Source organism: Nostoc sp. LPT, from assembly GCF_017115165.1.
Classification (GTDB): domain Bacteria; phylum Cyanobacteriota; class Cyanobacteriia; order Cyanobacteriales; family Nostocaceae; genus Nostoc.
The window spans coordinates 54,108-79,514 of the sequence record NZ_JABXKF010000184.1 but is presented as its reverse complement, the minus strand read 5'-3'; the positions used below and the strand labels follow the sequence as shown (position 1 = coordinate 79,514).

Here is a 25,407-nt window from a genome sequence, read left to right as displayed (position 1 = left end):
ATGGTGTTTAATCCTGACTTTTTGAATGACAACTCCGAGGAACACCCCAATCAACTTCTTTCTGACCACTCTGAGCAATACCCTAATCAGTTACTCAAATATCTACAGCATCAGTCTCCTGATGTTTTAGCTAGGATTGCTCAGTCCGCCAGCCCCGAAATTAAACAAATCATCTCGCAAAATGTCCAAGGGCTAGTGGGGATGCTCCCGGCAGAAAATTTCAACGTGCAAATCACAACAGATCGGGAGAATTTAGCTGGACTTCTAGCGTCAGCCATGATGACGGGGTATTTTCTGCGCCAGATGGAACAAAGAATGCAGTTAGAGCATTTGTCTAATGGTCAATAATTAATAGTCAGTAATCAAACATTCTGGGACTATTGACCAAATAATGACTAATTCGTAATTCGTAATTAAAAAAGGTATAGCGGCTGACACTGAATTAAAATTTAGTGGTCAACAAGATATTTATGGAAAGTTAAATCTTCCACTGATAGCACAGCTTTAGCGAGTTCGCGTACTCTGTAAGAGTTGCAAGCTACGCTTTTAGCGTCTCGTAGAGAGCATCTTGTAAGCACGAATTACGAATTACGAATTATTTTGACTACTTCCTTTCAGGATAAGCTCCTGATTGGACTTTAAAGGTTTGAATTTTACCGCTGCGGTTGACTTCGATAGCTATAATGTCTCCAACTTTGCTAGACTCTACCAGCCTTTGAACTTGGGCTGAAGTTTTGACTGGTTTACCATTAAATTTTTGAATCACGTCTCCAGGAAGCAGTCCTCCACGCTTGGCTGGGGAATCATCTGTAACTCCTTTAATCACAATTCCAGCATCCTGCTGAATGTTCAGTTGATTTTCTTGATTAATCTGCTGCTTTCTGATGGGAGAAAGGTCTGCCATTTCAATACCCAAGAAAGGATGTTCTACACGCCCTTTAGTAAAAAGTTCATCGGCGATGCGGGCGGCGGTTTCAATGGGGATGGCAAAACCGAGTCCTTGAGCATCAGCGCGGATGGCAGTGTTAATACCAATCACTTCGCCTTGGGCGTTTAATAAGGGGCCACCAGAATTACCAGGGTTAATTGCGGCATCAGTTTGAATAAAGCTGACTCGCTTATCTGGGACACCAACTTGAGTGCTAGTGCGATCGGTGGCGCTGATAATACCGATAGTAACAGTATTATCTAAACCCAGAGGATTGCCAATAGCGATCGCCCATTGCCCTGGTATCAGGTTTTGCGAATTGCCCAGTTTTACTGTCGGCAAATCATTCGCTTTTATTTTCACCACCGCCACATCTGTTACAGAATCAACTCCTACCACCTTCCCCTCTAGACTTCGACCATCCTTGAGGGTAACTTGTACCGTATCTGTATCTGCCACTACATGAGCGTTAGTGAGTAATTCCCCATCTTCGCTCAAAATAAATCCCGATCCTGTACCGCGCTCAATGCGTTCTTGAGGAATTGGTTGGTCATCCTCCCCAAAGAATCGCCGCAAGATGGGATTTTTCAAAGCGTCAGAGATGGGATTGGCTACTTTGCGAGTGGCATTAATTCGCACTACAGCCGGGCCAACTTTTTGCACTGCCGTCGCAATAAAATTCACGTTATCGCCACCAGTAGCCCCAATAGCTCCGTTAGAAGAATTAGGAACTACAGATTCTGGAGGCGAAGCCATTGTTACATTTTTTAGCTGTTGGAACGAGCGATTTTGTGGAATGAGATAGCGACTGCCAAACAAACCTGCACCACCGCCAATTACCAGTAAAAATACATAAACCGCCAGTTGCTTTAAAGATAACTTCATAATTGTTTTGCTCAAGAACAGCAATGCAGTTGCTAATTTCTAAGTGTAGTCAAGCTAACGGCAAGTGGACAGATCAATTTACGAAGAATTGGGTATTGGGCATGGGGCATTGGGCATTTGTCATTAATTATCCTCCCCTGCTCCCTTGCTCCTCTGCTCCCCTGCTCCCCTGCTCCCCTGCTCCCCAATTCCCATTCTTCCCATCTAAAATCTAAAGTTAATGCGCTATTGACCTTTATACATGACTTTACCCTTTCGTCAACTGTTTCTTTGTAGCTTAGTTAGCGCCTTGGGCCTAGTAAGCATACTGCCATACTCAAACAGTGCTAAGGCTGCTGTGGGTGGTTGCTCAACTCCAGCCTTATCTCGATTCCAACGCCATAAAGTTGTTCGTGGCGAAACTTTGGAGAGCATAGCGCAGCGCTACAATCTCATTCCGACAACTATTATTGGCATGAATCCAGCTTTGCAGAATGGTGCAGCTGCCGCCGTTGGTAGTGTGCTTCAGATTCCTCCCTACAATGGGATTGTAGTCGAAGTGCCTCGCGGTCAAACTTGGCGACAAGTGGCGGCACAATACAAAGTTCGTGCTGATAGCCTGTTTGAGGTGAATGGCTGCCAACAAAACCCCAGAATCGTCTTTGTTCCAGGGGTAAATTGGTCGCCCAATGGCGTTGTAACTAAGTCCCCTTTACCTACTGATGCAGGCGCACCAAACCGTGCATCTTTGTCTGGATATCCGTTAGCACAAGTGGCGACTGTGGGATTAGCTTATGGCTGGCAAATTAATCCTGCAACAGGTGAAGTTTTCTTCCACAGTGGTGTTGACTTATTATCATCGGTTGGTACTAATGTGATAGCGATCGCACCTGGAACTGTAGCCTTTGCTAGCGATCAAGGTTCTTATGGCAACTTGGTCATTATTAACCACAGTGGCGGACTTCAAAGCCGCTACGCCCAACTTGACAGTATCAAGGTTACTGTCGGTCAACAAGTGAAAAAAGGAGATTTACTAGGAACGGTAGGTACTAGTGGAAAACCAACATCTACTCAACCGCATCTCCATTTTGAAGTGCGTTCTAGCTCATCTCTGGGTTGGGTAGCGCAAGATCCTAAGGGTTATTTGAAGAAATGAGTATGTTTTTAAACGCAGAGGGACGCAAAGGGAAACGCAAAGGATCGCGGAGGAAATCTCTGTGTTCCTCTGCGGAACCTTTGCAATCCTTTGCGTTAAAAAAATGCTATGGATTCGCTAGATTTTACGATGTGCATTCCTGCCTCTGCAAACCTTGTAAATGCTGCATCTGCCTGTTCTGTGTAGTCCACAACACCGGGGACAACAACGGGGGAAGTGCAATCTTCTAGCAAATAGATTTTTTTGGTCAGGGTAGCATCTATTTGTTTAATTTCTGTTAATAAATTGTCAATTGTCCAGGCGACACAGTGACTTTTAGCTTGACCACCAATAATTACTGCATCATATTCTAAAAGTTGTTTAATCAGCCGTGTGTTCTTTTGGGCAAGCGGACGTTTTTCAAAGTCTTCTAACACTTCTGGACGTAAGATGGAATAGTTTTCTGTTAAAGGATTTTCGCCTTTAATTTCAAATTGCGTTTGACTCTGACGCGCAATGCCGTGGAAAAATATTGCTTCTTCTACCGATGAAACTAAAGCATGACCAATACCACCTAACATAGAATGATAAGGCCAAACAGTAAGGGGATATTTACCGTCTTGACTGAGTTTTTTAAGATAATGGTAAGCGTGTTTTTCTAATAATTCATAATCCCCATTAGTAACACTGTTAGCAACTGCTGGGTTAACTTTCCAGATACCTTGCTCAATATCTGCGGGTGTGATGCTAGTTGCTGCTGGAGTGGGATGTTCTCCGGCAGCGTTCACCCAAAAGATTGGATGGAAAATTTGCGTTGCAGTGTGAGTATCTAGAGTTGGTACAATTTTCGTGATTATTCCCAAGTTTTGATAAATAAACTCACATAATCTGAGATTATCATCCACCGCTGCATTCCCGGATTTTCCACCTACAAATAATTCAAATCCAGGAATACAGAAGGTGTTTTGGACATCAATTAACAGTAGGCAAATACGGGTTTTATCTAAAGATGCAGGTTTGATATCGTGTTGCTTCGCCCAGATTTCAGCTTCAGCGGCACGTTCTTCGTAAGGTACGCGCCAGACTTTGCCCACTTCTTCAGGGTTAAAGTGTGGGGGAATTAGTAGTTGGGGTGTTATTTGGGTGTTCATATAATTCTGCACTTGTATTGATAATTACTAGGCTTGATTCAGTTAAATATAATACTTGACAAAGTTTTTACTACAAAATTCCCCTTCCTTCTTTACTGTGTAAAAATGCAGCAATTTGTGCGGCTGACTTCAATTTAACAAGCTGTTGACATCCAAAATGCGGACATTGCAGGTAAAACATATCTATAACAACATCTGAGTGATTGCGTTTTTCACGTAAGACCATAGGTACATGATGTATCGGGCATAATACATCGCTATTTTCTACCTTCAAATGCTGTCTAACACGATCAACCACTGTAATTTGGATATTTTTAGGTGTAAAACTCTGACTTAGTTCGGCATTTGATAACTTAAGTTCAAAGACATTTGCTTTATGCATTAAACCAATATCCTGCGTAGAAAAATTCTGTGTACCTCTACATTGAGTATTTGCATGATTGTAATAGCCAATACACGACCAGAAAAAGTCATTTAACATCAATAAACTGCTGTCAGGTCGATTTTTATGTTGTAAAAACATTGGTCTGCCACACCCACATTGCTTTTCAAGAACAACTTGCCCCATGTGAAACTGAAGTATGTGAACTTCATCATTGTTCAAGAATGATGTTTCATATCTATCAGGGTTTTTTACTTGTTCGACTACGACTTCTTGAGTTTTGGCCTTTTGCCACTGCTCAAACTTATCCTCACGTTGTTTTTTTAACTCTTGGAGTTTCTCTAGCTCAGTTCGCTTTAGCAGTCCATCACGCGCCCGCTTTTTCTCAAGTTCCGTTTCCTCAAGGTTAATATTCTTGATGTCAATTTGAATATTTACAGTAATAGGTGTTGGAATAGGCGTAGCCTGGTTTTCTTTGGCTCTCTCTTGCGAAATCTCATTAACAACTCTAGCAATATAGTTTTTGGTTACTTGATTAACAGTTCGGATTGCCTTCATGACAATAGCTCCAGCACCGAAAATTGCTTCGATAAATCCCATATTCCTGCTTTTTAAATAGATTTTTCATTTACTAGGGTTCCCTAAAGACTAGAGGATTGTTACTTTCTCCATTTTTTTCTACGCGAATCGTCCAAAAGAGGCACTAGCTGTGGCAATCTGGGAAACAGAGATTTATTAAATCTGATATTTTAGCTACAGCAAATTTACCTAATCAGGTTATGCAAACTCTGCCCGCAGTAAACACCTCAAGCATCACATCACCTCAAGCCACCTTTGATACAACTATCAAGCGGCGTAAAACCCGTCCTGTAAAGGTGGGAAATGTCACCATTGGCGGTGGCTACCCCGTTGTGGTGCAGTCAATGATTAACGAAGACACTCTTGATATTGATGGTTCCGTAGCTGCTATTCGTCGTCTGCACGAAATAGGCTGCGAAATTGTCCGCGTCACAGTGCCGAGTATGGCTCATGCTAAAGCTTTAGGGGAAATTAAACAAAAATTAATAAAAACTTACCAAGACGTGCCAGTTGTGGCTGATGTCCATCATAATGGGCTGAAAATCGCCGTGGAAGTCGCCAAGCATATAGAGAAAGTACGGATTAATCCGGGCTTGTATGTGTTTGAAAAACCAAACATCAATCGAACTGAGTATACTAAAACTGAATTTGACGAAATTGGCGATAAAATACGCGAAACCTTAGAACCTCTAGTAGTTTCTTTGCGCGATCAAGGGAAATCGATGCGAATTGGCGTAAATCACGGTTCTCTCGCAGAGAGGATGCTATTTACTTACGGTGACACCCCTGAAGGAATGGTGGAATCTGCCATAGAATTCATTCGCATTTGTGAATCTTTGGATTTCCACAACCTGGTAATTTCCATGAAAGCCTCACGAGTCCCGGTGATGGTAGCCGCCTATCGCCTCATTGCCAAGCGCATGGATGAACTGGGTATGGATTACCCGTTACATTTAGGCGTTACGGAAGCCGGTGATGGCGAATACGGGCGAATTAAATCTACAGCAGGTATTGCTACCTTACTTGCTGATGGCATTGGTGATACAATACGCGTCTCACTTACAGAAGCACCAGAAAAAGAAATCCCTGTCTGCTACAGCATTCTCCAAGCTTTGGGATTACGAAAAACGATGGTGGAATACGTCGCTTGTCCTTCCTGTGGACGCACTTTGTTTAATCTAGAGGAAGTGCTGCACAAAGTCCGGGAAGCTACTAAACACTTGACTGGGCTTGATATAGCAGTTATGGGTTGTATTGTCAACGGCCCCGGAGAAATGGCAGATGCCGACTATGGTTATGTTGGTAAAACACCTGGTTATATTTCTTTGTATCGTGGTCGAGAAGAAATTAAAAAAGTCCCAGAAGATAAAGGTGTAGAGGAATTAATTAGCCTCATTAAAGCAGATGAACGCTGGGTAGAACCTTAAAGGGAGCAGAGGGGCAGAGGAAGCAGTGGGGAGATGAGGGAGATGAGGGAGCAGGGAGCAGGGGGAAAATTCCTCTCCTCTGCACCCTTCCCCCTGCCCCTCTGCCTCTTCTGTCCCATGCCCAATGCCCCATTCCCAAAAACTTTGTATTTTTTAGCTACCAAAATCGCCTGAATGTCAAGTATTTTGTTCAAATTAAGAATACATACTTGGTCTGTAAGTGGTAGCCTGTGTTAGATTGAGCTTACTGACTATAAATTTTCCCTCTGATGCAGCTGTCATTATGGTGATTACAAAAAGTAGGCTTGTTTTGGGTGCTACGGCAGTAACACTCTCCACGCTCGGTGCTATTAGCCTTGGCATTCACTCACAAGGTCAGGCTTTATTTAAAGCAAGTCCCAAAGAATTAGTAGATGAAGTTTGGCAAATTGTTCAGCGCCAATATGTAGACGGTACTTTTAATCAGGTAGATTGGCAAGCTGTTCGTAAGGAATACTTGAGCAAGTCCTACAGTAATCCGCAGGATGCGTATAAGTCCATTCGGGAAATGCTGAAAAAGCTAGAAGATCCCTACACCAGGTTTATGGATCCAGAGGAATTCAAGAATATGCAAGTGGATACCTCTGGAGAATTGACAGGGATTGGGATCACGATTGGTCAGGATGAAAAAACCAAGCAATTGGTTGTAATTGCGCCAATCGAGGATACACCAGCTTTTAAAGCTGGTGTTTTGGCAAAAGATATCATCCTCAAAATTAACGGCAAAGATACCAAGGGGATGGATACCAATCAGGCAGTATCCTTAATTAGGGGTGAGGCAGGATCGAAAGTCAACTTGACTATTCAGCGCGACAAGCAGATAAAACAATTTGACATTACACGGGCGCGAATTGAAATCCATCCAGTTAAGTTTTCTGAAAAGAAAACCCCAGCAGGCAATCTTGGTTACATTCGCTTGAACCAGTTCAGCGCCAATGCTGGTAAAGAAATGCAAACTGCCATCAAAAATTTAGAAAACAAAAAGGTAGCTGGATATATTCTCGATCTGCGTGGTAATCCAGGCGGCTTACTTTTCTCCAGCGTGGATATTGCCCGGATGTGGATAGATAAAGGTAAGATTGTCTCCACTGTTGAACGCCAAGGAGAGGCAGAAAACGAAAAAGCAAACGGACGAGCCTTGACTAATAAACCATTGGTGGTGCTGGTAGATAAAGGTTCAGCTAGTGCCAGTGAAATCCTTTCAGGGGCTTTGCAGGATAATAAACGTGCTACTTTGGTCGGGACTCAAACCTTTGGTAAGGGACTAGTGCAATCGGTGCGTCCCCTGGAAGATGGTTCAGGATTGGCGGTGACAATTGCTCATTACTATACCCCCAATGGTACAGATATTAATCACAAAGGCATTTCACCAGATGTGAAGGTGGATTTGACCAAAAAGCAGATGGAGGATTTGTGGCTCCATGAACGTGACAAATTAGCTACTTTAGCAGACCCTCAATTTGCTAAAGCGGTGGAAGTAATAGGTAAAAAAATTGCTGTTAAGGGAACACCTACAGCAGAAAAATGAAGAGTTAGGAATAAAGTTAAGAGTGAATCGTAAGGAGTTAGGAATAAAGAGCGTCACTGTCAACTACCTAACTCCTAGCTTAAACTGGTTGGCACTTCCCAGCCCTAATAAGTCCGACACGTCGAGCGATCGCTTCTTCTTGCGTAAAAGGTCCCCACTGTTCTAGAATTTCTAAATTATTGTCGCCAACTTGGTCACTGGGGATAATTTCGCAGTTTCCACCAGAACGCTTGACAATATACCAAGTTTGTAAATCGCTCATATTTTAAATAAAAATCTTGTTTTTATAGTAAGAATTTTACGGCATACAGAAAATATCTTCGCACTTACTGCTAAATCCTACATTTTGTAGGTGCGATCGTAGAATCCTGTAGGTTTTTTGCTGACCAGTCATATCTTGGATGCTTGAGGACAACTCCTGTTGCTCACCCTAGCCTCAAAAGTTTTCCTCTGTCAATTCGCTATGAACTTATGTAAAGCTGTACTAAGCCTCAATTTAAACTATAAACCATAGAAATCACTTAGCTCGATTGATTTTCTCTTTTAAAAGGGCTTCTACCTCTTTCTCAGGATTGTCAAGATCGAAAGGATAAGGGTGTTGTGTAGCACAGTCACAACGACTCATCAAAACTTGCAATGCAGCCCGAAACGCTTCTTCTTCATTTCTATGTTTTGAAATATACTGCTTTAATTCAGTATTGGTCATTTGGTTGAGGTTCTGCATCATAGAACAAATTTCCAATTCCCATATTGACCCGGTGAGAAGGGGAAGTTCATTTGGAATGCTAAATAGGATGTGAGAATCACAACTATGAGAGCATCGCTGGATGAGTTTATATTATTAAGTTTGTTACATATAGATTTATAAAGAGAAAATTTATGGACGAGCTACAACCAAGAGTTGAACAGCTACAATCCTTATATAGACTTTGCCATCAACTTACAAATGTAATGTTTCAGCCAATTCACATCGTGCGATTAGATGAACGATCGCTCAATATATTTATATTAGCTGGTCAAAATGAAGGAATAGAGCTAGAAATTACGCCAGATGGTAGTATAGAACCATGAATGTAGTATAGAACCATGAATGTAGTGTAGAACTATGAATAAGGTAAACTATGCAGCAATGAGCGACCAAGAGCTAAAGAGTTACTTTATTACACACAAGGATGATAAGGAAGCCTTTTATGCTTATATGGATAGACGAAAATCTCGTCATCGTGATGCTGCAATAAAATTAAACGATCCGGCTTGGGAAGAAAAGATAATAGCTGTGATTCAAAAACAATTAGGTTCTGATTGATAACTTAATCATTTCATATTCTTAATCGAGGTGGACAAAATTTTTGCAGTCCCCTCGATTTCTCATATAAATTTACCTTTGGCTAATACTTCCGCTCTTTTGGCTCAAACATGGTAATCGCCACCGATCGATATTGAATATCAATTCCGGCTGGTGAATAGTAAGCCATTGTGTGTTTGAGAAAGTTCGTATCATCTCGCTGGGAATAGTCTTCGCGGAAATGAGCGCCACGACTTTCTTGGCGATTCAGAGCTGATGCCAAAATAGTTTGTCCCACTACCATTAAACTTCGCAACTCTAAGGCTTCTACGAGTTCTGTATTCCAACAACTACCTTTGTCATCTAAATAAATTTGAGGATATTTTTGTTGTATTTCTTCTAGTTTCTTTAAACCTTCAGTCATTAATGCCTGAGTGCGGAAAACACCGCAGTACTCAGTCATACAATCCTGAAAAGCTTCACGGACTTGGTTAATACGGTACTGTCCTGGTTGTTCTAGCAAAGCTTGAATTTGTTGCTGGGCTTCTGTTACATACCGTTGCTCATCTACAGAGGGTAACTTACGTTTTTGCACAAATTTGGCGATCGCAGCCCCAGTTCTCTTGCCATAAACTACACATTCCAATAGTGAATTACTCCCCAAACGATTTGCACCATGTACGGAAACACAAGATGTTTCACCCGCAGCAAAGAAAGCATCAACTAAACCATCGCCACTACTACGAACTTGACCATCGGTGTTCACTGGTATACCACCCATACAATAGTGAATTGTCGGACGGACTGGCATTGGTTGAGTTACTGCGTCAACACCTACTAAACGATGGGCTTCTTCCCAACAGAAGGGAACACGACTCATAATTTTTTCTTTGCCTAAATGGCGTAAATCCAGATAGACAAAAGGGCCGCCAGCACTTCCATTGAGATGAATACCACGTCCGGCGCGAATTTCGTAAGCGATCGCTCGTGAGGTAATATCACGAGGAGCTAGTTCCATGCGACTGGGTGCATAATTCGCCATGAAGCGATCGCCTTCACTATTAATCAGATACGCCCCTTCTCCCCGTACCGCTTCCGAAATCAGCACCCCTACCGGATATAAACCAGTAGGATGAAACTGGACAAATTCCATATCTTCAAGGGGTAAACCTGCGATCGCAGTCATTGCTAAACCATCACCTGAAGAAGCGTAATCATTAGAGGTGGTATTATAAACGCGACCATAGCCCCCTGTGGCAAACATCACCGCCTTAGCCCGCACCACCTCTATATGTCCATCCAAAAGATGGAACATGACCACACCCTTTGCCTCATTTTCTTCTAAAATAAGACGCATTACGTACCACTCTTCGTAAACTTGCACCCCATAACGCCGCAAATTGTTAACCAATTCGTGCAAAATCGCATGACCTGTTTTGTCAGCAGCGTAGCAAGTGCGGTTGTGAGAATGTCCGCCAAAAGCCCTTTGGGCAATGCGCCCATCGGGTAAGCGAGAGAACAAAACGCCGAGATGTTCCAAGTCAATTACCACATCTGGCGCTTCTTGGGCGAGAATTGCTACAGCATCTTGGTCTGCCAAGTAGTCAGAACCCTTGACAGTATCAAAAGCGTGTGCTTCCCAACTATCTTCAGAATCAACATTTTTCAGCGATGCAGCCATACCACCTTGAGCTGCAACCGAGTGAGAACGAATTGGATGGGTTTTGGCAACCACAGCAATATTTAAACTAGGGTCAGTGCGGGCAATTTCTACAGCAGCGCGACATCCCGCCAATCCACCCCCGACAATAATCACATCGTGTTCCAGCATAATTAGCCCCCTGATTGCAAACCACTGCTGTTCTATTGTAGAGACGTGATTAATCAGCTAGTGCGTTGTAACAGTCGCATCTCTACAAAAAAATCCCTGCTTATAGACAGGGACGTTATAAAAAATTTTGAAATTAGGAGTGAAAAGTTAAAAACAAAGAGTTATGGCACAGATAGAGTGACTTATAACTCATAACTCATAACTCCTAACTCTTTAGCTAGTTGCTTGTACAGGTTGTTGCTGAGACACATTACCTGGTATAGGTTCCATTTTGGTTCCCGGCCCTACAGGACTGACTTCAATATGATTTAACAAGGTAGTGACAAACGCAAACAACAAGAAAGGTAGCGATAGCAGAACGACAAGACCTGCTGTTGCTAAAGCGTACACGGGCCGCTTGGCACCCATCAGCGCCAAAGCTGATGCCAAACTTAGGGTAATTGTAATCAACCAAACAATTATTTGACCGTAGATATCACCGAAAGTCAGGGTACAGACAAACCGATACTTTTGAATATTATTGTCGCTCATCACATTTGCCTCAAGTCTCTCCTAATAGGTTCTACGTTAGAACTATGTTTGCCTTGTAGGCAATTTCTAAATATTTTTGCAAGCTTTGTAATATCACTTCACAATCTAGCTACCTTTGGCGGCAAGGCAGTTATGCTAAAAAACTTCTTCCCTTCATCGGAGAGGTCGCAATTGCGATCGCCTCCTTAACAAACACTATCTTAGTTTTAAGCAAAAAGACTATTTGTCATCTGTCAAATTCAGGATATTCAAAATAAATATCTAGCAATTCTATTTAACTTGTGAAAATTGCAACCCACAGATTCCCAATGTCGTAAAAGTTGTCGGGGGTCTTGTTTCTCACGAATAATTTAAGATTGCCATAGTATTTAGTTTTTTGCTAGTAAATATTAACTAGAGAAATCAAGTAAAGTGCTTGATGTCAAACCGATTTTTTGATGCTAAATTTTGAGTATTGCCCGAACTTGTTGACTAAATCAACAAAAACCTTTATCTTTCGTGGCAACATTGTTTTAGGAGTGAATGTGAATACTATTTTTCTTCATAAAGGTGTTTTTTGGTTGCCAAGTTTAGCTGCTCTTGCATTCCTGAGTAGCGGTTTATCTGCAAGCGCCCAGACAGTAGACAAGGTAAGTAGTCAGCCATTAACTGAACCTTCCGCAACCGTAGCGTCTCCCAACGAGTTTAATCCAGAAATAGACACTGAAAGCCAAAATCTCTCTACAGAAATAACTAAGACTTTTACAGTCACAAATTTAACTAAGGTAGAGCAGTTGCCCAACACTGTGATACAAGAAAACGCCAGTGTAACACCGACACCCGTTCCAGGCACAGTGGCGACTTCATCTGCGACGCTTACCTCTGAATTTGTTGTACAACCAACTTCTCAAGCTACTGCTCAACCATCTGCTACCAAAGTGGCGCAATCGAATATTGATTTAGGTAGAACTACAAGTGGTGGTAGTAGCTATCTTGGGATCGCTGCTAACATTGGTTTGAGTGGTGGTGACACGTCTTTGGGCGATGGTAACTTTGCAGTAGTTAGCAAAATCGGACTGACAAATTCTATATCAGTGCGACCCTCAGCCGTATTTGGGGATAACACCACAATTTTACTTCCGATCACCTATGATTTTACCTTCAAATCAGCAGATGCTTTTAGCGAACCATTAGCGATCGCACCTTACGTCGGAGTGGGTGCAGCTTATAAAACTGGTGATGATTCGCAATTTGCCTTTTTGGCATCTGCTGGCATTGATGTGCCTTTAACTTCTCAATTTACGGCAACAGCTGCTATAAATGCCGGATTTTTTGATGAAACTGATGTAGGCTTGTTGTTAGGAGTTGGTTACAACTTCAGCGGGCTTTAAGAATTAGGAGTTAGGAGTTATTAAGATTAAATTTATAACTCATAACTCCTTAGTTTTTATTTAGGAGTAACTTTGTCAATCACCTTGATTGTGCCATCGTCTCCTACTGTCCAAACATCGTATACACCAACGACATCGCCGTTAGCATCGACATCTACGTTGCCGCTGGCTCCTTGGTAGTTAATTTTTTTACCATCTTTAAGTAACTTCAGCCCCTCGCAGACATCAGTAACTTCTGGGCCAGGCCCATCAGCAACTTCCCGAATTTTGCTGGCTATACCAACGCCTGTATTTTCCTCAGCAGCTTGCGCCGCCAATGTCAATAAAGCAGCTGCATCCCAAGCTTGAGGAGCGTATTCCCCTGGCGCACCACCCTTTTTATCTTTCCACAGCTTGTTGAAAGCTTCTAATGCTTTCCCATCGGAACCCGGTACTGTACCGATCGCTCCTGTTAAAATATATTTACCATCACCGCCTTTGCCAACTTGTTCGGGAAAAGTCGGTGATTTTACCCCATCTGTCAACAGAATCTGTACTCCCTTTGCCACACCTTGTTGATAGGCGGCTTTCAGGAACAGACTACCAGTTTCTGCATAGAGTACAGCCAAGACTGCATCTGGCTTACCAGCAAAAGCAGCAGCCGCTTCTGTATCAAATGTTTGGGCTTTTGGATCGTAGCGGACAGGCTTATCTTTATTAACTATAGTTCCACCCAATTTTTCAAAAGTTTGCACGAATGCTTTTTCAAACCCTACGCCATAGTCATTATTAATCACGACTGTAGAAACTCGCTTGAAACCTTTTTTTCTGGCAAGTTGGGCTAAAGCTAGTGCTTGGTATGTATCGGGGGGGGCTGTACGTGCCCAAAAGCCTTTATAGTCGCCTTTTTGAGCCTTTTCGGTAAATACAGGACTGGTACTACCAGGAGAAACCAGCATTACTTTATTTGGTGTGGCAATGGAGACTGCTGCACTAGAAACGCTACTGGCAAAGGAACCAACAACACCTGCAACTTTATCTAAAGTTGCTAGTTTGGTCATACCGGCGGCTCCAGCTTTCGGGTCGGTTTGGTCGTCTACTTGCACCAAAGTAACAGATTCGCCATTCACTCCACCGCAAGCGTTGACCGTATCAACAAGTAAAGGAACGGAACCTAGCATCTGCTGTCCTACAGAAGCCAAGTCGCCTGTTGTTGGTAGCAGTGAACCAATTTTTAGTCCTTTAGCACTGCTTGTAGTAGTTGAGTTTGCCGCTGGGGTAGAAATACTTCCGTTGTTAGCTGCACCGTTGGGAGTACTATTATCACCACAAGCCCCAACTAAAAATCCAGTTGCTAAGGTAGCTATACTGAAGGCTAAGGCGGTTCTAATTTTTTTCATAAATCACTCTCACTCCTCAAAATACTTAGGAGCCTAAAAATAAGATCCAAACTAGATTTATAACTTAGCTGGATCTTATCAAGACTTCAAAGGATAAATCATATCATCCATCTTTGGGAGTAGGAGTATTTACTCGGCATTAACTGGCATTAATATTTGTTTTTCTACACAGAATATCCTCCGTGTATCAAAACCTGGAAAACGGAGAGGGAGGGATTCGAACCCTCGGTACGGAGTTGCCTGCCGTACAACAGATTAGCAATCTGCCGCTTTCGACCACTCAGCCACCTCTCCTGACTCACGAATATCAATGTTAGCAGGTTTGTGGGGAAGAGTCAATAGTAATTTGTCATTTGTCATTAGTTATTCATGAAACACTGAAGACTAAGGACTAGGGACAAATGACTAATTATTTAAAGAACTTGCGATCGCATCCAAGCTATGGGCAAGGTGCGTAACTTTTTCCACTGGGGAACGAAAGCCCGCTGACCGAAGACATCGTAATCGTTGCGTTCAATCACCTCCAAAATTTGACCGTACAGCATTGATGCTGCCCACACAGGCCAACGGGCATCGGATGCTAAATAAGTAATTCCCCGGTCGGATGTGGTGTAAAATTGGCGGGCGCGGTCAATTTGAAAGCGCATCAATGCCCGCCAACGCTCATCTACCACGCCTTTGAAGAAGTCTTGCTCGGTATAGTTGAATTTTGCCAAGTCCTCAAGGGGAATGTAGATCCGCCCCCGTTTGGCATCTTCTCCCACATCCCGCAGGATGTTGGTGAGTTGATTGGCAATTCCGAGAGCGATCGCTTCTTCTGTGGGAACATAAGGTTGGATATTTTGCTGCCACGGTGCTGCATATATGGTGTTATCCACACCCATAACTGATGTTGACATTAAGCCGACAGTACCAGCAACACGGTAACAGTAGAGGTATAACTCCTCAAAGGTTTCATAACGACTGCGATATAAGTCCATGCGCTGACCGGCAATCATATCCCGAAATGGTTGAATGTCCATCGGAAAGCGCTGGAGAGTATCAACTAAAGCTACATCGTAATTTTCTAATGGGCGTCCCGCAAAAATCGATTCCAGCTGCTGTTCCCATAGGTCTAGGGTTTCTGGCGTGGTAATAGCAGATGCAGGGCCATCCACCAATTCATCTGTACGGCGACACCAAGCGTAAATTGACCAAATAGATTGACGTTTTACCGGACTCATAAGCAAAGTACCCAGGTAAAAAGTCTTGGCATACTTTGCTGTGAGATGCCGACAAAGTTTGTATGACTCGTCTACAGAGACCAGCGTTTTCATGCGCGGGGGGGAATCAGGCAGTTGCAGCATTCGTTGCGGGCGGTCGGGTGAGCGTTTGCAGGTTTGAGGAATTTGCTACCGGGAGGGCCTCAGAAATCGCCTGCGCTGTCAGCTTACCAGAAAGTACGGCACCTTCCATACTTGCTAAGTAGCGTTGCATGGTGTAATCCCCGCTGAGATAGAAGTTACTAATGGGGGTTGTTTGCGAGGGACGATACTGTTGACGACCAGGGGTCGCTTTGTAAACTGAACGGGGCGTTTTCACCACATGAGATTTCAGCAATGTTGCTGGATTGTCTCCCCCAAAGTGGTCGGGGAAGAGTTTTTCTAACTCGGCAATAGTTGCAGCCACAATCTCCTCATCGGATTTGGCAATCCAATCTTTTGCCGGGGCTAGAACTAATTCCAGCATCGAGCGGTCGGGGTTGGCGTATTCACGGCAGGTATTGCTCATATCAGCATAAACGCTTAGGAGGGGCGATCGCGAGAATAGCAAGTGATCAATTTGTGTAAGTTTACGATCAAACCACAAATGCAGGTTAATCACAGGCACGCCTTCCAAACCTTCTAGCTTTTGGAAAAACTCCATTTGCTTCCAAGGTGCTGGCAAAATCACCTTTAGAGGGTCAACCGGCATGGCAGATACATACAAATCCGCCGTGACAACTTCATCTTCCTCTCCATTCAACCCCCGAATCAAGTATCCTTTGACGCTACCATCGGCGTTTAGCAAAATCTCTTTTAAAGGGGCATTCAAGCGGACTTTTCCACCGCGTTCGGTGATGTAATCCACTAGGGGCTGACACAATCGTTCTGTTGGCGAACCATCCAGAAAGGCCATTTTCGAGCCTTTTTTTTCCTGGAGGAAACGATTGAGGGCAGTTAAAAGAATGGTTGCCGAAATTTCATCTGGGCCAATGAAGTTCAGCGACTTCGCCATGGCAATAAAAACTTCTTTATTGACCCGTTCTGGAATGTTGTGTTTACGCAACCAATCTGTCCAGGAGTATTTGTCCATTTCTTCAACGTACTTTTGCCCCTGAATCATGGCCGGCAATAATCCGATGCCAAAGCGGATTTTTTCTGGCCATGTCAGCATGTCGTTGTTTCGCAGAATTGCCACTATACCATTAATCGGTGCTGGCAAATCTGGGAAATCAAAGCGACTGTAAGTACCTGGTGCATCCGGCTGGTTGAAGATCATTGTGTGTTCTTTCCACTGCAATCGATCTTCAATGTCCAGCTCTTTGAATAACTGCAACATATTAGGATATGCGCCAAAAAAGATGTGCAGACCTGTTTCGTACCAGTCTCCATCAGCATCTTTCCACGCAGCCACTTTACCGCCTAGAACGTCTTGACGTTCCAAGACAATGGGTGTGTGACCTGCGTCTGTAAGATATTTCGCGCAGGAAAGTCCTGCTAGTCCCGCTCCCGCGATCGCTACTCGCATGTAACCCTACTGCTCTTCAATATTTCTTAACCGTTTTATCGTTCTCATTATACGTTGCAATCCGTTACATTTGGCAGCTATTGTGCGATCGCTTCCCCAAAAAACTTTTGCCAAAGGGAATTTTACCTACGCGCACCTGCCCAAATAAATTGCCATCACCATTATTGGCAATAGCTTGCGGCGTGCACTTTATATATATTTACATGCAAGTGATTTCGGGAAACAAAAGTATTTCCTTTGACTGAAAATAGCTAATTTCAAAAGTGATCTTAAAGTAGTTGATTTCTTTGCTAATTTGTGCATTTAGTATGAAAAAATATCTAGAGTATTACTTAAGGACTACTTTGAAAACTTTCCTCTCCCTATAAGGGTGTAGGATAAATGTTTATGTCCTCTAGGTTGAACAACCCAGTTGTTTACCTCACAACTTATAGGTAAAAGATTATGAGTGTATCGCAGGAGCTAAGGCGCTTTGGACATCACCTGATTCTAGGTATTTCCAGCACGACATTAAGCGATGACGATAAACGCGCACTCAATGAATTAAAACCGATTGGGGTGATATTTTTTGCTAAGAACTTTTTGGATGGCACTCCATATCAGGTTTGGCTGGAAAGCTTCAAGGATTTAAACAGGCAGATACGAGAATACACTGAACGTGATTCCATGTTCATCACTCTTGATCATGAAGGAGGTCGTGTAATTCGTACACCGCTACCAATTACCCGGTTTCCTCATGGGTTGTTGCTGCGATCGCACGCTTATGAAGTAGCAAAAGCCACAGCGGTAGAACTAAAATCATTGGGAATCAATTTATCTTGGGCACCAGTAGCCGATATTTTTTCCCATCCCAACAATCCTGTGATTGGGCCTCGCGCCTTTGGTAGCACTCCCGAAACTGCTACTCAAGGTGCGCGTGACTACTACCTTGGACTTCGAGATTCAGGAATTTTGGGATGCGCTAAACACTTCCCCGGACATGGAGACACCGGCAAGGATTCTCATATTGAGCTACCAATACTGAATTTAACTCTAGAAGACCTGCAACTTCGAGAACTTATACCCTTCAAAGCTTTAATCGAAGTACAGATTCCTTTGATTATGACTGTCCATATCTTATTTCCCAAGATAGATCCTGATGTGCCAGCAACGCTTTCCCAGGCTATCCTCAAAACCATACTTAGAGAGGAACTTGGCTTTGAGGGAGTGGTTGTATCTGATGATTTGGATATGAAAGCGATCTCAGATATGTTTATGAAAGCTGGTACTGTCGCGCGGTCATTTAATGCAGGCTGCGATCTGTTTATTGTCTCGCGTAATATTAATTCATCATCTATTGAAAGAACTTATCGGATTGCTGAAGATTTTGCTGATTCGCTCAGTAACGGTAGCTTAGATGAAGCAGTGGTAGAAGCAGCTAGAGAAAGAATTGAGAAACTACTGGCAGTAACACCGCAATATCCCGTACATGCTTTGGATAAAGATATATTATTGCAACATGCTCAACTAGCGATCGCTAGTTGCTATTCATAACCCAACCTGCATTCAAGTTGCATATTAGCAATTGCCAAAAGGCTAACTAAGATTTCATTTCTTAATTTTGAATTTTGTTAGCGCAGCGTTAGCGAGTCCGCGAGCGTCATTTTGAATTTTGAATTGTTTAGTGGGTGGTATAGGGGTCGAACCTATTTCTGCGGGTTAAAAGCCCGCTGCACAGCCGGTATGCCAACCACCCTAGTTAATTTGAAAAAGAAATGAGCAAGTGCGATCGTATTACATCGCAAATCTTGTAACACCAAACTTAGATATAAATCCACCTGGAAGGTACTGCCCCTCCTATTTCTGTGTTATCAGCACAGTGCCTCGCTTTTCGGCTTCAGGTGGATAAGTGGAAGATGGAGGAATCGTAGCTTGCTTCCCGTAGGGTACCCCTACAGTTACCCATACCCTGGTTTTCAAGACCAGTTGCCGTCCATTCAGCGGCATCTTCCATTCAGGGGTGTCTGACGGGACTTGAACCCGCTATGACTGGTTCCACAAACCAGCGCCTCGACCACTTTGGCTTCAGACACCATCAGTGGAATCAATGGGACTTGAACCCATAACCTCCTGCTTGCAAGGCAGGCGCTCTAGCCAATTGAGCTATGACCCCATCAAATAAGTAAAAAGAGCAAAGTAAAAACTAAAAAGAAAGAGAAATAATTAAATTCATTCTTTTGACTTTTGACTTTTAACTTTTGACTTGTTTAGGCGGGAGTGGTAGGACTTGAACCCACAACTTTCGAGGTAGAAGCTCGACGCTCTATTCCATTGAGCTACACTCCCAAGATTTGGTAGTCCTGACAGGAATTGAACCCGCAACATTCTTCTTGTAAGGAAGACACTCTACCAATTGAGCTACAGGACTATGCAAGCGAGTGAAGGGACTTGTTCGCGCAGCGTTCTCGAAGAGTACCCACGCACTGAGTATGGCGCACTCAAATGCTACCGATTACATCACACCCGCAAGTTTCAGAGCGGACGGCGAGATTTGAACTCGCACGAAGACGGTGGAAACGTCCCATGCTGCCGTTACATCACATCCGCATCAAGCTGGTAACAGGAATTGAACCTGCAACCTACTGATTACAAGTCAGTTGCTCTGCCAATTGAGCTACACCAGCACTATTTTTGGTGACGGGGGCAGGAGTCGAACCTGCTGATGTTCAGGTTATGAGCCTGACGAGCCACCGTTGCTCTATCGCCGCATATTCACCAATACCCCTGACAGGATTTGAACCTGCAAAATCTGGACTCTGATTCCAGCACGTATGCCAGTTCCGTCACAGGGGCATATCGGGATGGCAGGACTCGAACCTGCGACTCCATGCTCCCAAAGCATGGCTTCTCGCCGCTGAATTACATCCCGTTGGTACTCCTGGTGGGAGTCGAACCCACAACTAAACAGATTTTAAGTCTGCCACCTCTTCCAATTGGGCTACAGGAGCAAATTTTGGTACTCTTGGTGGGAATCGTAGACGCAAAGCGGCTTCCCGAAGGATACCCACAACTTACCGTTTTTGAGACGGCAGCCTCTTCCAGTTGGGCTACAAGAGCAAATTTTGGCAGCCCCACCAGGGGTCGAACCTGGAATCTTCGCCTTCAAAGGGCGCTATGTTGCCAATTACACCACAGGGCTTTATTGCCAGGGCAGGGTTTGAACCTGCAACCTCATCGTTCAGAGCGATGCGACTTCCCAATTCGTCCACCCGGCAATGAATGGCTGCCTCAGTAGGACTCGAACCTACAACCGCGCGGTTAACAGCCGCTTGCTCTGCCATTGAGCTATGAGGCAACGAAGCCCCCCAGGTCGGAATCGAACCGACGACCTCCTGTTTTTCAAACAGGCGCTAACTACCAACTGAGCTACCGAGGGATAAAAGAAGAGATTATGTAACGAGAGCGGAGGGAATCGAACCCTCAAATCTTCAGTTTCGTAGACTGAGATGTTATCCAGTTACACCACACTCTCAAAACGGAGAGAACAGGATTTGAACCTGCGACGGGTATTAACTACCCGCTTCCTCTTAGCAGGAGGACGCTTTGGGCCACTCAGCCACCTCTCCATAATGGGTCGAGCAGGATTTGTAGCTTGCTTCCCGAAGGGTACCTGCGTGCAAAAAAGAACAGTTTTACAGACTGTCGCCTTCAGCCAGACTCGGCCACCGACCCACAATCATTCCCTCGACGAGAATTGAACTCGCATCTGTGCTTTGAAAGAACACTGACTTAACCATTAGTCCACGAGGGCATAATTGACTGAATTTTAGATTTTGGATGAAACTTTTTAATCTAAAATTGTCTGACACAGGGACTAGGATTTGAACCTAGAACATCGGATTTGGAGTCACGAGGTGTTACCGTTACACTATCCCTGCATTTGGTGGCAGCGGCGGGATTTGCACCCGCATATATTAGGGTATGAACCTGGGGCTTTGCTGATTAAGCTACACTGCGGCACCAGAGGCTGAGGTGAGATTTGAACTCACGATGTCGGTTTTGCAGACCAACGCCTTCGACCACTTGGCTACTCAGCCATTTGGGAGTCCCGACGAGATTCGCACTCGTCAATCTTCAGCTTGAGGAGGCAGCGTGTTGCGGACGTTCCCGACGCTCGATGACTCGCTAACGCTGCGCTATCCGTTGTAGCGACTGCCGTAGGCTGACGGCTTAAACTATTCGCCTACAGGACTAGAACCAGGGTGACGGGACTTGAACCCGCAACATTTCCGCAGACAACGGAACGCTCTAGCCAATTGAGCTACACCCCGATTTTTTGAATCTGTGCCTAAACTTTTAAGTTTTTAGGTACAGAATTTTGGTGAACTTGCCCATTTCTTATTTAGTTTTCAAGGTTCAGAAAAATTAGCTTTTACTGTTAGAAACTGTTAGGAAAACAACCGAAACTCTAGGTAGCAAGCCTGTTGTGTATTACGGATGTATTCAGTGGTTTTGATGAGTGCAAATTTAGAACTTTTTTCGTTTATTGCCTCTACTGCCGATGGTTTGCAAGTAAAAGCAGCTTTGTTGACTGGAGACTCTGGTTTATGCCAGCGCCTGTCCTTTAGTTGTATGTAGAACATAATTTTGACTTTTGAGAAGCTTTGTCTTTCGCCTTACTACATTTATACTACAAAATACTACAAGAGGTGTCAAGGGGTTTCAGAAAAATTTTTTGATATTGTCTATAAAAGCTTCTGCACTTATATTTGAGCTTGCTAAACTCCTTGAAAAGTCAAACTACAGCTTATGATTGGGTGAATCTTTAAAAGCCTGACGTGACAAACAACTCCCTCAAGCGACAACAGATAATTAGTTTTGTCGCGATCGCCTTTAGTATTACAGCTTGTAGTATTGCTCCAGGTATCTCCCCACAATCGGGATTGAACCAGCCACTAAGCAAAATTCATACTGCACTTCAAGATCCAGCAAAAAGCCAAATTAATGCCCAGCTACCACCATCAGCCAAAGTAGAAAACCCTACCTTTACAGTCCCAGCAAAATTTCAAGGAAAAACAGTTTATAAGGTGCAACCCAGCAACAACGAAAAGGTTATAGCTCTCAGCATTGATGATGGGCCCTGGCCAAAGACAACCCTAGAAATGCTGGATATCTTAAAGCAAAATGATGTTAAAGCAACATTCTTTTGGGTAGGACAAGCTTTGCAAGCAAATCCAGACTTAGCCAAGCGTGAAGTAGCCGAGGGACACGCCATTGGCAACCATACTTGGCATCATTGGTATCGGCGAATGGATGAAGCCACAGCCAAGAGTGAAATTGATCGCACAGCCGAGCTGATATACAAAACTACAGGAGTTAAAACTTCTCTGTTTCGTCCTCCTGGAGGCTTTTTAAATAACGGACTAGCCGCTTACGCCAAAAGCCAGAAAGATGCTGTCATTATGTGGTCGCTAACTTCCGCTGATACCGATCCTCACGCCAAACCACAGGCATTTGTAAATAATGTCCTCAAAGGCGCGAAACCTGGTTTCATTGTTTTAATGCATGATGGTGGTGGCGATCGCCACAGAACTGTAGAAGCTTTGCCACAAATCATTAGTGGACTCAAACAGCAAGGCTACCGATTTATGACAATTCCTGAACTACTAAAAATGGCGCAATAAAGGGTGAGAAATTCTCCTCACCCGACTATTTCGTTTACTCGCTCATCACAGAAGCACAAAATTGAGCTTCCTGCCAAAGTTTGTGCAAAAAGAACTCAGCGCGATCGCTCATAGTGGTGACAAACACACCGACAGCATCCTTAGAACTAACTGATAGCCAAGAACCCCGCAGGGTGACTTCCATATATTCGGCATCACACGCACAGAGGGCAATGATTTCTCTGTCATCTCTTTTTACCTCAGCCCTAAGTACTTCTACTCCTGGCAAATCAACAGGAAGCAAAAAGGAAGCGGTAGTGGGTTCAATGCACAAACCTTGCCCAACTCGCAGGGCTAAAATCACTCGTTGCGCTACCCATTCTTCTAGCGACAGAGTGACACATTCTAAATCAAAACTGCTTTCAGTGTAAGTTAATTTCAGCATTCCTTATGCTCTCCTGTTATTCCAGGCTTGCTTGCATATCTATCCAAAACTGTTCAGCAAAAGAAATCGCGGGGTGGATTGGCGCTTTTGGTTTGGTACGCAGTTGCATACCAGCTTCAAACAGGGTGCGATCGCCTTTACGGGAGTTACATCTTTCACAAGCTGCGACCACGTTATCCCAAGTGTGAGAACCGCCTTTAGAACGCGGCATCACATGATCTAGCGTTAGATGTTTGCTGCTGCCGCAATATTGGCAACTGTGATGGTCTCGTCGCAATACTTCCCGCCGATTCACTGGCGGAACTTTCCACATCCGCTCATTAGAAGTGATTGTCAAACGAATATGTTTTGGCACATCAATTACCAAACTGGGTGAGTGAACTTGCCATCCGCTTTCTGTGGTAAAACCCAGCGGTTGCGCCTTATTGGTTACTAACAGCACAATCGCCCGCTTGATATTGACCCGACATAGTGGCAAGTAATTTTGAGAAAACACCACCACAGATTGCTCTAACACTTGCATTGCGTTCGCGCCGCGCATGGAAGATATCGTCACAGCTTAACTCCTTATAAAAAAACCCCCGCTTCAAGTTTTCGGTGAAGCGGGGGTTAGAATTGACCGGAAAATTTTCTGGTCTCATATCGGTACAGGATTCCTTTGTCTGTACCCCCCGCTTTTTTGATCTAGTTGTGGTTTTGCAATTAGTGCACTAATGGCTACATACTTATAATCATCATTACCTTCTGTGATTTGCCCATGATTTCGGCTACCATCGCCCATAAATAAATACTCCACTTCCATAGCAGCTGATTCCCAATTGGTTCGGCAATTGGTAACGCACAAAATTGAAGTAGAGATGGGGTAGATTGATTTCACAGAAAATTTCACCTATTGAACATTCCCTTAAACATACTACACTTGTATTACTATCCTGTCTATACCTTTAAGGAGAAAAACTGATGCATACGATCGCTCGCACCCCAACCACCGATATGGAAGTTACCAGCATTCGCCTAGAGCGAGAACTCAAAGATAAGCTCAAAGAAATAGCTGGGAATCAGGGATATCAAGCTCTGATCCGAGATATCCTTTGGAATTATGTCCAGCAAAAATCAGGTGAGTGGAAGCCTCGATTTTCGCGATCCGACATTCGAGCTAGCATAGCTGCCACAGCTCAGCAAGAAGAACGCTGTGTACTTACAGGTCAACTAATTCAACCCCAAGAACCGATGTTGTTAGGACTAACGAGGAATGGCGATATGGTTCCTCTGAGTGTCGAGAGCTTGGCTGGATAAACTTCGTCCATTTTGAAACCTGGAGTAGGGCGGGCCGAAAAGCCCGCCACTACCAGCAGGGAGTACAAAATGCTCTTACTACTTTAAAAAATATAATTCTGAAAATAGATGTGGTTTAGTTTTATATTCAGACGAATGCAGCCTAGTTATTTTTACTAATAACTAGGCTGCATTCAAAATTTAGCCAGAACTGCCGCAACCTCTGATCAGCAAGAATTTATTTAAATTTAAGCTCTACTCCAAATTTCTGCCACAGGTTGAGAGCAAGACGCTCACGAACTCGCTACCACAGTTACGCTATCAGTGTAGGTCTGAACTACAAGTGTGTCTCGTTAGTGCAGCCTCTTGTAGAGAAGAGAAGCCTATACTGCAAGAGCAACCTCCTCGTGTCTCCTTTACTTTTATTGATATTTTACTGAGAGTTACGGAGATCAAAGAGTAGCTTGTTAAACCTACTAGTTTTTTCAAGAAATGTAATAAAGCTTTATAAAGCAAGTTACGTAATTTTACGCCCTCAAAAGGGGAATTTTGCTGTAATTCCAGAGAAATTACGGTTTATGTATACTTACAGACAGGATACAGTTAATAAATTATTTCAAGATAGAGCAGTTAAAAATAAGCTAACTTAAAAATTTATAGGATATCTTAAGTATTTTATTACTTATGTACCAATGTAGCAATTTGCTTGATCTAGTGGAAATTTGGCCATCTGAGATAGAAAAGGGCTATAACAGGTGAGAGAAAGTATTCACACAAAATTTGTCAATTATCAGGGTGTAGCAACACAACTAACGGTGAAGAATATGCCAAAAGGTTGGGTGCAAGA

The 25,407-nt window shown here is 43.6% G+C and carries 24 protein-coding genes and 25 tRNA genes; 10 read left to right on the top strand and 39 right to left on the bottom strand.

Annotated features, from left to right (window positions below; genetic code table 11):
• Window positions 1-348, top strand: coding sequence for a DUF760 domain-containing protein (locus HWQ58_RS36705; protein WP_292873506.1), 348 nt, complete (start codon window positions 1-3; stop codon window positions 346-348).
• Between the two features lie 256 nt (window positions 349-604).
• On the opposite strand, the gene HWQ58_RS36700 is transcribed toward HWQ58_RS36705, so the two are convergent.
• A complete protein-coding gene (locus HWQ58_RS36700) occupies window positions 605-1,813 on the bottom strand; it encodes an HhoA/HhoB/HtrA family serine endopeptidase (protein WP_292873504.1) in 1,209 nt (402 codons plus the stop codon).
• Window positions 1,814-2,054: 241 nt separating this feature from the next.
• On the opposite strand from HWQ58_RS36700, the gene HWQ58_RS36695 reads away from it, so the two are divergent.
• Window positions 2,055-2,948 (top strand): M23 family metallopeptidase, encoded by an 894-nt coding sequence (locus HWQ58_RS36695; protein WP_292873502.1) that lies wholly within the window; start codon window positions 2,055-2,057, stop codon window positions 2,946-2,948.
• A 95-nt stretch (window positions 2,949-3,043) separates the two neighbouring features.
• Here the strand turns inward: HWQ58_RS36695 and HWQ58_RS36690 are convergent, their stop codons facing one another.
• Both HWQ58_RS36690 and HWQ58_RS36685 read right to left on the bottom strand, forming a co-directional pair.
• On the bottom strand, window positions 3,044-4,078 hold the full coding sequence (locus HWQ58_RS36690; protein ID WP_292873500.1) for an isochorismatase: 1,035 nt from the start codon (window positions 4,076-4,078) through the stop codon (window positions 3,044-3,046).
• A 70-nt stretch (window positions 4,079-4,148) separates the two neighbouring features.
• Window positions 4,149-5,060 (bottom strand): hypothetical protein, encoded by a 912-nt coding sequence (locus tag HWQ58_RS36685; protein ID WP_292873498.1) that lies wholly within the window; start codon window positions 5,058-5,060, stop codon window positions 4,149-4,151.
• A 179-nt stretch (window positions 5,061-5,239) separates the two neighbouring features.
• Here HWQ58_RS36685 and ispG point away from each other — a divergent pair, with 179 nt between their 5' ends.
• Window positions 5,240-6,466, top strand: a complete 1,227-nt coding sequence (gene ispG / locus HWQ58_RS36680) for a (E)-4-hydroxy-3-methylbut-2-enyl-diphosphate synthase (RefSeq protein ID WP_292873496.1) — start codon at window positions 5,240-5,242, stop codon at window positions 6,464-6,466.
• Between the two features lie 283 nt (window positions 6,467-6,749).
• Window positions 6,750-8,033 carry a carboxyl-terminal processing protease CtpC gene (gene ctpC, locus HWQ58_RS36675; RefSeq protein WP_292873494.1) on the top strand — a complete coding sequence of 428 codons (1,284 nt, stop codon included), beginning with the start codon at window positions 6,750-6,752 and terminating at the stop codon, window positions 8,031-8,033.
• 79 nt (window positions 8,034-8,112) lie between these two features.
• On the opposite strand, the gene HWQ58_RS36670 is transcribed toward ctpC, so the two are convergent.
• Together HWQ58_RS36670 and HWQ58_RS36665 are read right to left on the bottom strand one after the other, a co-directional pair.
• Window positions 8,113-8,295, bottom strand: coding sequence for a DDE transposase family protein (locus HWQ58_RS36670; protein ID WP_292873492.1), 183 nt, complete (start codon window positions 8,293-8,295; stop codon window positions 8,113-8,115).
• Window positions 8,296-8,550: 255 nt separating this feature from the next.
• Window positions 8,551-8,760 carry a hypothetical protein gene (locus tag HWQ58_RS36665; RefSeq protein WP_292873490.1) on the bottom strand — a complete coding sequence of 70 codons (210 nt, stop codon included), beginning with the start codon at window positions 8,758-8,760 and terminating at the stop codon, window positions 8,551-8,553.
• Between the two features lie 152 nt (window positions 8,761-8,912).
• On the opposite strand from HWQ58_RS36665, the gene HWQ58_RS36660 reads away from it, so the two are divergent.
• The gene (locus HWQ58_RS36660; protein ID WP_179065927.1) at window positions 8,913-9,104 is read left to right on the top strand and encodes a hypothetical protein; all 192 of its coding nucleotides are present in this window, start codon (window positions 8,913-8,915) and stop codon (window positions 9,102-9,104) included.
• Between the two features lie 34 nt (window positions 9,105-9,138).
• Complete coding sequence (locus HWQ58_RS36655) at window positions 9,139-9,339, top strand: hypothetical protein (RefSeq protein WP_292873486.1); 201 nt, start codon at window positions 9,139-9,141, stop codon at window positions 9,337-9,339.
• A gap of 82 nt (window positions 9,340-9,421) precedes the next feature.
• On the opposite strand, the gene HWQ58_RS36650 is transcribed toward HWQ58_RS36655, so the two are convergent.
• A complete protein-coding gene (locus HWQ58_RS36650) occupies window positions 9,422-11,149 on the bottom strand; it encodes a succinate dehydrogenase/fumarate reductase flavoprotein subunit (protein WP_292873484.1) in 1,728 nt (575 codons plus the stop codon).
• Between the two features lie 213 nt (window positions 11,150-11,362).
• A complete protein-coding gene (locus HWQ58_RS36645) occupies window positions 11,363-11,680 on the bottom strand; it encodes a hypothetical protein (protein WP_292873482.1) in 318 nt (105 codons plus the stop codon).
• Between the two features lie 524 nt (window positions 11,681-12,204).
• On the opposite strand from HWQ58_RS36645, the gene HWQ58_RS36640 reads away from it, so the two are divergent.
• Window positions 12,205-13,050, top strand: coding sequence for a hypothetical protein (locus HWQ58_RS36640; protein ID WP_292873480.1), 846 nt, complete (start codon window positions 12,205-12,207; stop codon window positions 13,048-13,050).
• Between the two features lie 56 nt (window positions 13,051-13,106).
• Here HWQ58_RS36640 and HWQ58_RS36635 read toward each other — a convergent pair whose 3' ends face one another.
• From HWQ58_RS36635 to pds, 4 genes are all read right to left on the bottom strand, one after another.
• Window positions 13,107-14,429 carry an ABC transporter substrate-binding protein gene (locus HWQ58_RS36635; protein ID WP_292873478.1) on the bottom strand — a complete coding sequence of 441 codons (1,323 nt, stop codon included), beginning with the start codon at window positions 14,427-14,429 and terminating at the stop codon, window positions 13,107-13,109.
• Window positions 14,430-14,631: 202 nt separating this feature from the next.
• Window positions 14,632-14,723, bottom strand: a tRNA-Ser gene (locus tag HWQ58_RS36630).
• A gap of 119 nt (window positions 14,724-14,842) precedes the next feature.
• Window positions 14,843-15,775, bottom strand: coding sequence for a 15-cis-phytoene synthase CrtB (gene crtB / locus HWQ58_RS36625; protein ID WP_292873476.1), 933 nt, complete (start codon window positions 15,773-15,775; stop codon window positions 14,843-14,845).
• Window positions 15,759-17,198 carry a 15-cis-phytoene desaturase gene (pds, locus tag HWQ58_RS36620; protein ID WP_292873475.1) on the bottom strand — a complete coding sequence of 480 codons (1,440 nt, stop codon included), beginning with the start codon at window positions 17,196-17,198 and terminating at the stop codon, window positions 15,759-15,761. The genes crtB and pds overlap by 17 nt, the downstream gene beginning before the upstream one ends.
• 444 nt (window positions 17,199-17,642) lie before the next feature.
• Here pds and HWQ58_RS36615 point away from each other — a divergent pair, with 444 nt between their 5' ends.
• Window positions 17,643-18,731, top strand: coding sequence for a glycoside hydrolase family 3 protein (locus tag HWQ58_RS36615; RefSeq protein ID WP_292873473.1), 1,089 nt, complete (start codon window positions 17,643-17,645; stop codon window positions 18,729-18,731).
• Window positions 18,732-18,862: 131 nt separating this feature from the next.
• Here HWQ58_RS36615 and HWQ58_RS36610 read toward each other — a convergent pair.
• From HWQ58_RS36610 to HWQ58_RS36490, 25 genes are all read right to left on the bottom strand, one after another.
• Window positions 18,863-18,933 (bottom strand) — tRNA-Lys (locus HWQ58_RS36610).
• Window positions 18,934-19,196: 263 nt separating this feature from the next.
• A tRNA-His gene (locus HWQ58_RS36605) sits at window positions 19,197-19,270 on the bottom strand.
• A 6-nt stretch (window positions 19,271-19,276) separates the two neighbouring features.
• Window positions 19,277-19,350 (bottom strand) — tRNA-Ala (locus HWQ58_RS36600).
• Between the two features lie 99 nt (window positions 19,351-19,449).
• Window positions 19,450-19,523 (bottom strand) — tRNA-Arg (locus HWQ58_RS36595).
• 6 nt (window positions 19,524-19,529) lie between these two features.
• A tRNA-Val gene (locus HWQ58_RS36590) sits at window positions 19,530-19,605 on the bottom strand.
• A 108-nt stretch (window positions 19,606-19,713) separates the two neighbouring features.
• Window positions 19,714-19,784, bottom strand: a tRNA-Gly gene (locus HWQ58_RS36585).
• 4 nt (window positions 19,785-19,788) lie between these two features.
• Window positions 19,789-19,861 (bottom strand) — tRNA-Thr (locus HWQ58_RS36580).
• 8 nt (window positions 19,862-19,869) lie between these two features.
• Window positions 19,870-19,943: transfer RNA gene (locus HWQ58_RS36575), tRNA-Met, on the bottom strand.
• A gap of 13 nt (window positions 19,944-19,956) precedes the next feature.
• Window positions 19,957-20,030, bottom strand: a tRNA-Leu gene (locus tag HWQ58_RS36570).
• A 3-nt stretch (window positions 20,031-20,033) separates the two neighbouring features.
• Window positions 20,034-20,106: transfer RNA gene (locus HWQ58_RS36565), tRNA-Pro, on the bottom strand.
• Between the two features lies 1 nt (window position 20,107).
• Window positions 20,108-20,185 (bottom strand) — tRNA-Leu (locus HWQ58_RS36560).
• 6 nt (window positions 20,186-20,191) lie between these two features.
• Window positions 20,192-20,294: transfer RNA gene (locus HWQ58_RS36555), tRNA-Leu, on the bottom strand.
• 6 nt (window positions 20,295-20,300) lie between these two features.
• Window positions 20,301-20,376: transfer RNA gene (locus HWQ58_RS36550), tRNA-Gln, on the bottom strand.
• A gap of 3 nt (window positions 20,377-20,379) precedes the next feature.
• Window positions 20,380-20,452, bottom strand: a tRNA-Gln gene (locus HWQ58_RS36545).
• Between the two features lie 5 nt (window positions 20,453-20,457).
• Window positions 20,458-20,532, bottom strand: a tRNA-Asn gene (locus HWQ58_RS36540).
• 6 nt (window positions 20,533-20,538) lie between these two features.
• A tRNA-Phe gene (locus tag HWQ58_RS36535) sits at window positions 20,539-20,613 on the bottom strand.
• Window positions 20,614-20,634: 21 nt separating this feature from the next.
• Window positions 20,635-20,709 (bottom strand) — tRNA-Arg (locus HWQ58_RS36530).
• A gap of 4 nt (window positions 20,710-20,713) precedes the next feature.
• Window positions 20,714-20,803: transfer RNA gene (locus HWQ58_RS36525), tRNA-Ser, on the bottom strand.
• Between the two features lie 4 nt (window positions 20,804-20,807).
• Window positions 20,808-20,909 (bottom strand) — tRNA-Tyr (locus HWQ58_RS36520).
• 7 nt (window positions 20,910-20,916) lie between these two features.
• Window positions 20,917-20,987, bottom strand: a tRNA-Glu gene (locus tag HWQ58_RS36515).
• Window positions 20,988-21,043: 56 nt separating this feature from the next.
• Window positions 21,044-21,115: transfer RNA gene (locus HWQ58_RS36510), tRNA-Trp, on the bottom strand.
• Window positions 21,116-21,118: 3 nt separating this feature from the next.
• Window positions 21,119-21,194: transfer RNA gene (locus HWQ58_RS36505), tRNA-Ile, on the bottom strand.
• Between the two features lie 7 nt (window positions 21,195-21,201).
• A tRNA-Cys gene (locus HWQ58_RS36500) sits at window positions 21,202-21,274 on the bottom strand.
• A gap of 160 nt (window positions 21,275-21,434) precedes the next feature.
• Window positions 21,435-21,508: transfer RNA gene (locus HWQ58_RS36495), tRNA-Asp, on the bottom strand.
• A gap of 117 nt (window positions 21,509-21,625) precedes the next feature.
• The gene (locus HWQ58_RS36490) at window positions 21,626-21,820 is read right to left on the bottom strand and encodes a hypothetical protein (protein WP_292873471.1); all 195 of its coding nucleotides are present in this window, start codon (window positions 21,818-21,820) and stop codon (window positions 21,626-21,628) included.
• 195 nt (window positions 21,821-22,015) lie between these two features.
• Between HWQ58_RS36490 and HWQ58_RS36485 the strand changes: the two genes are divergently transcribed.
• Window positions 22,016-22,861: a polysaccharide deacetylase family protein gene (locus tag HWQ58_RS36485; protein ID WP_292873470.1), complete on the top strand. Its 846-nt coding sequence runs from the start codon at window positions 22,016-22,018 to the stop codon at window positions 22,859-22,861.
• 34 nt (window positions 22,862-22,895) lie between these two features.
• On the opposite strand, the gene HWQ58_RS36480 is transcribed toward HWQ58_RS36485, so the two are convergent.
• From HWQ58_RS36480 to HWQ58_RS36470, 3 genes are all read right to left on the bottom strand, one after another.
• Entirely contained in the window at window positions 22,896-23,285 is a 390-nt protein-coding gene (locus HWQ58_RS36480) for an alr0857 family protein (protein WP_292873469.1), read from the bottom strand.
• A gap of 16 nt (window positions 23,286-23,301) precedes the next feature.
• A complete protein-coding gene (locus HWQ58_RS36475; protein WP_292873628.1) occupies window positions 23,302-23,808 on the bottom strand; it encodes an HNH endonuclease in 507 nt (168 codons plus the stop codon).
• 114 nt (window positions 23,809-23,922) lie between these two features.
• Window positions 23,923-24,174: a hypothetical protein gene (locus tag HWQ58_RS36470; protein WP_292873468.1), complete on the bottom strand. Its 252-nt coding sequence runs from the start codon at window positions 24,172-24,174 to the stop codon at window positions 23,923-23,925.
• A 71-nt stretch (window positions 24,175-24,245) separates the two neighbouring features.
• On the opposite strand from HWQ58_RS36470, the gene HWQ58_RS36465 reads away from it, so the two are divergent.
• The gene (locus HWQ58_RS36465; RefSeq protein WP_094347436.1) at window positions 24,246-24,581 is read left to right on the top strand and encodes a hypothetical protein; all 336 of its coding nucleotides are present in this window, start codon (window positions 24,246-24,248) and stop codon (window positions 24,579-24,581) included.
• Window positions 24,582-25,407 lie beyond the last annotated feature (826 nt).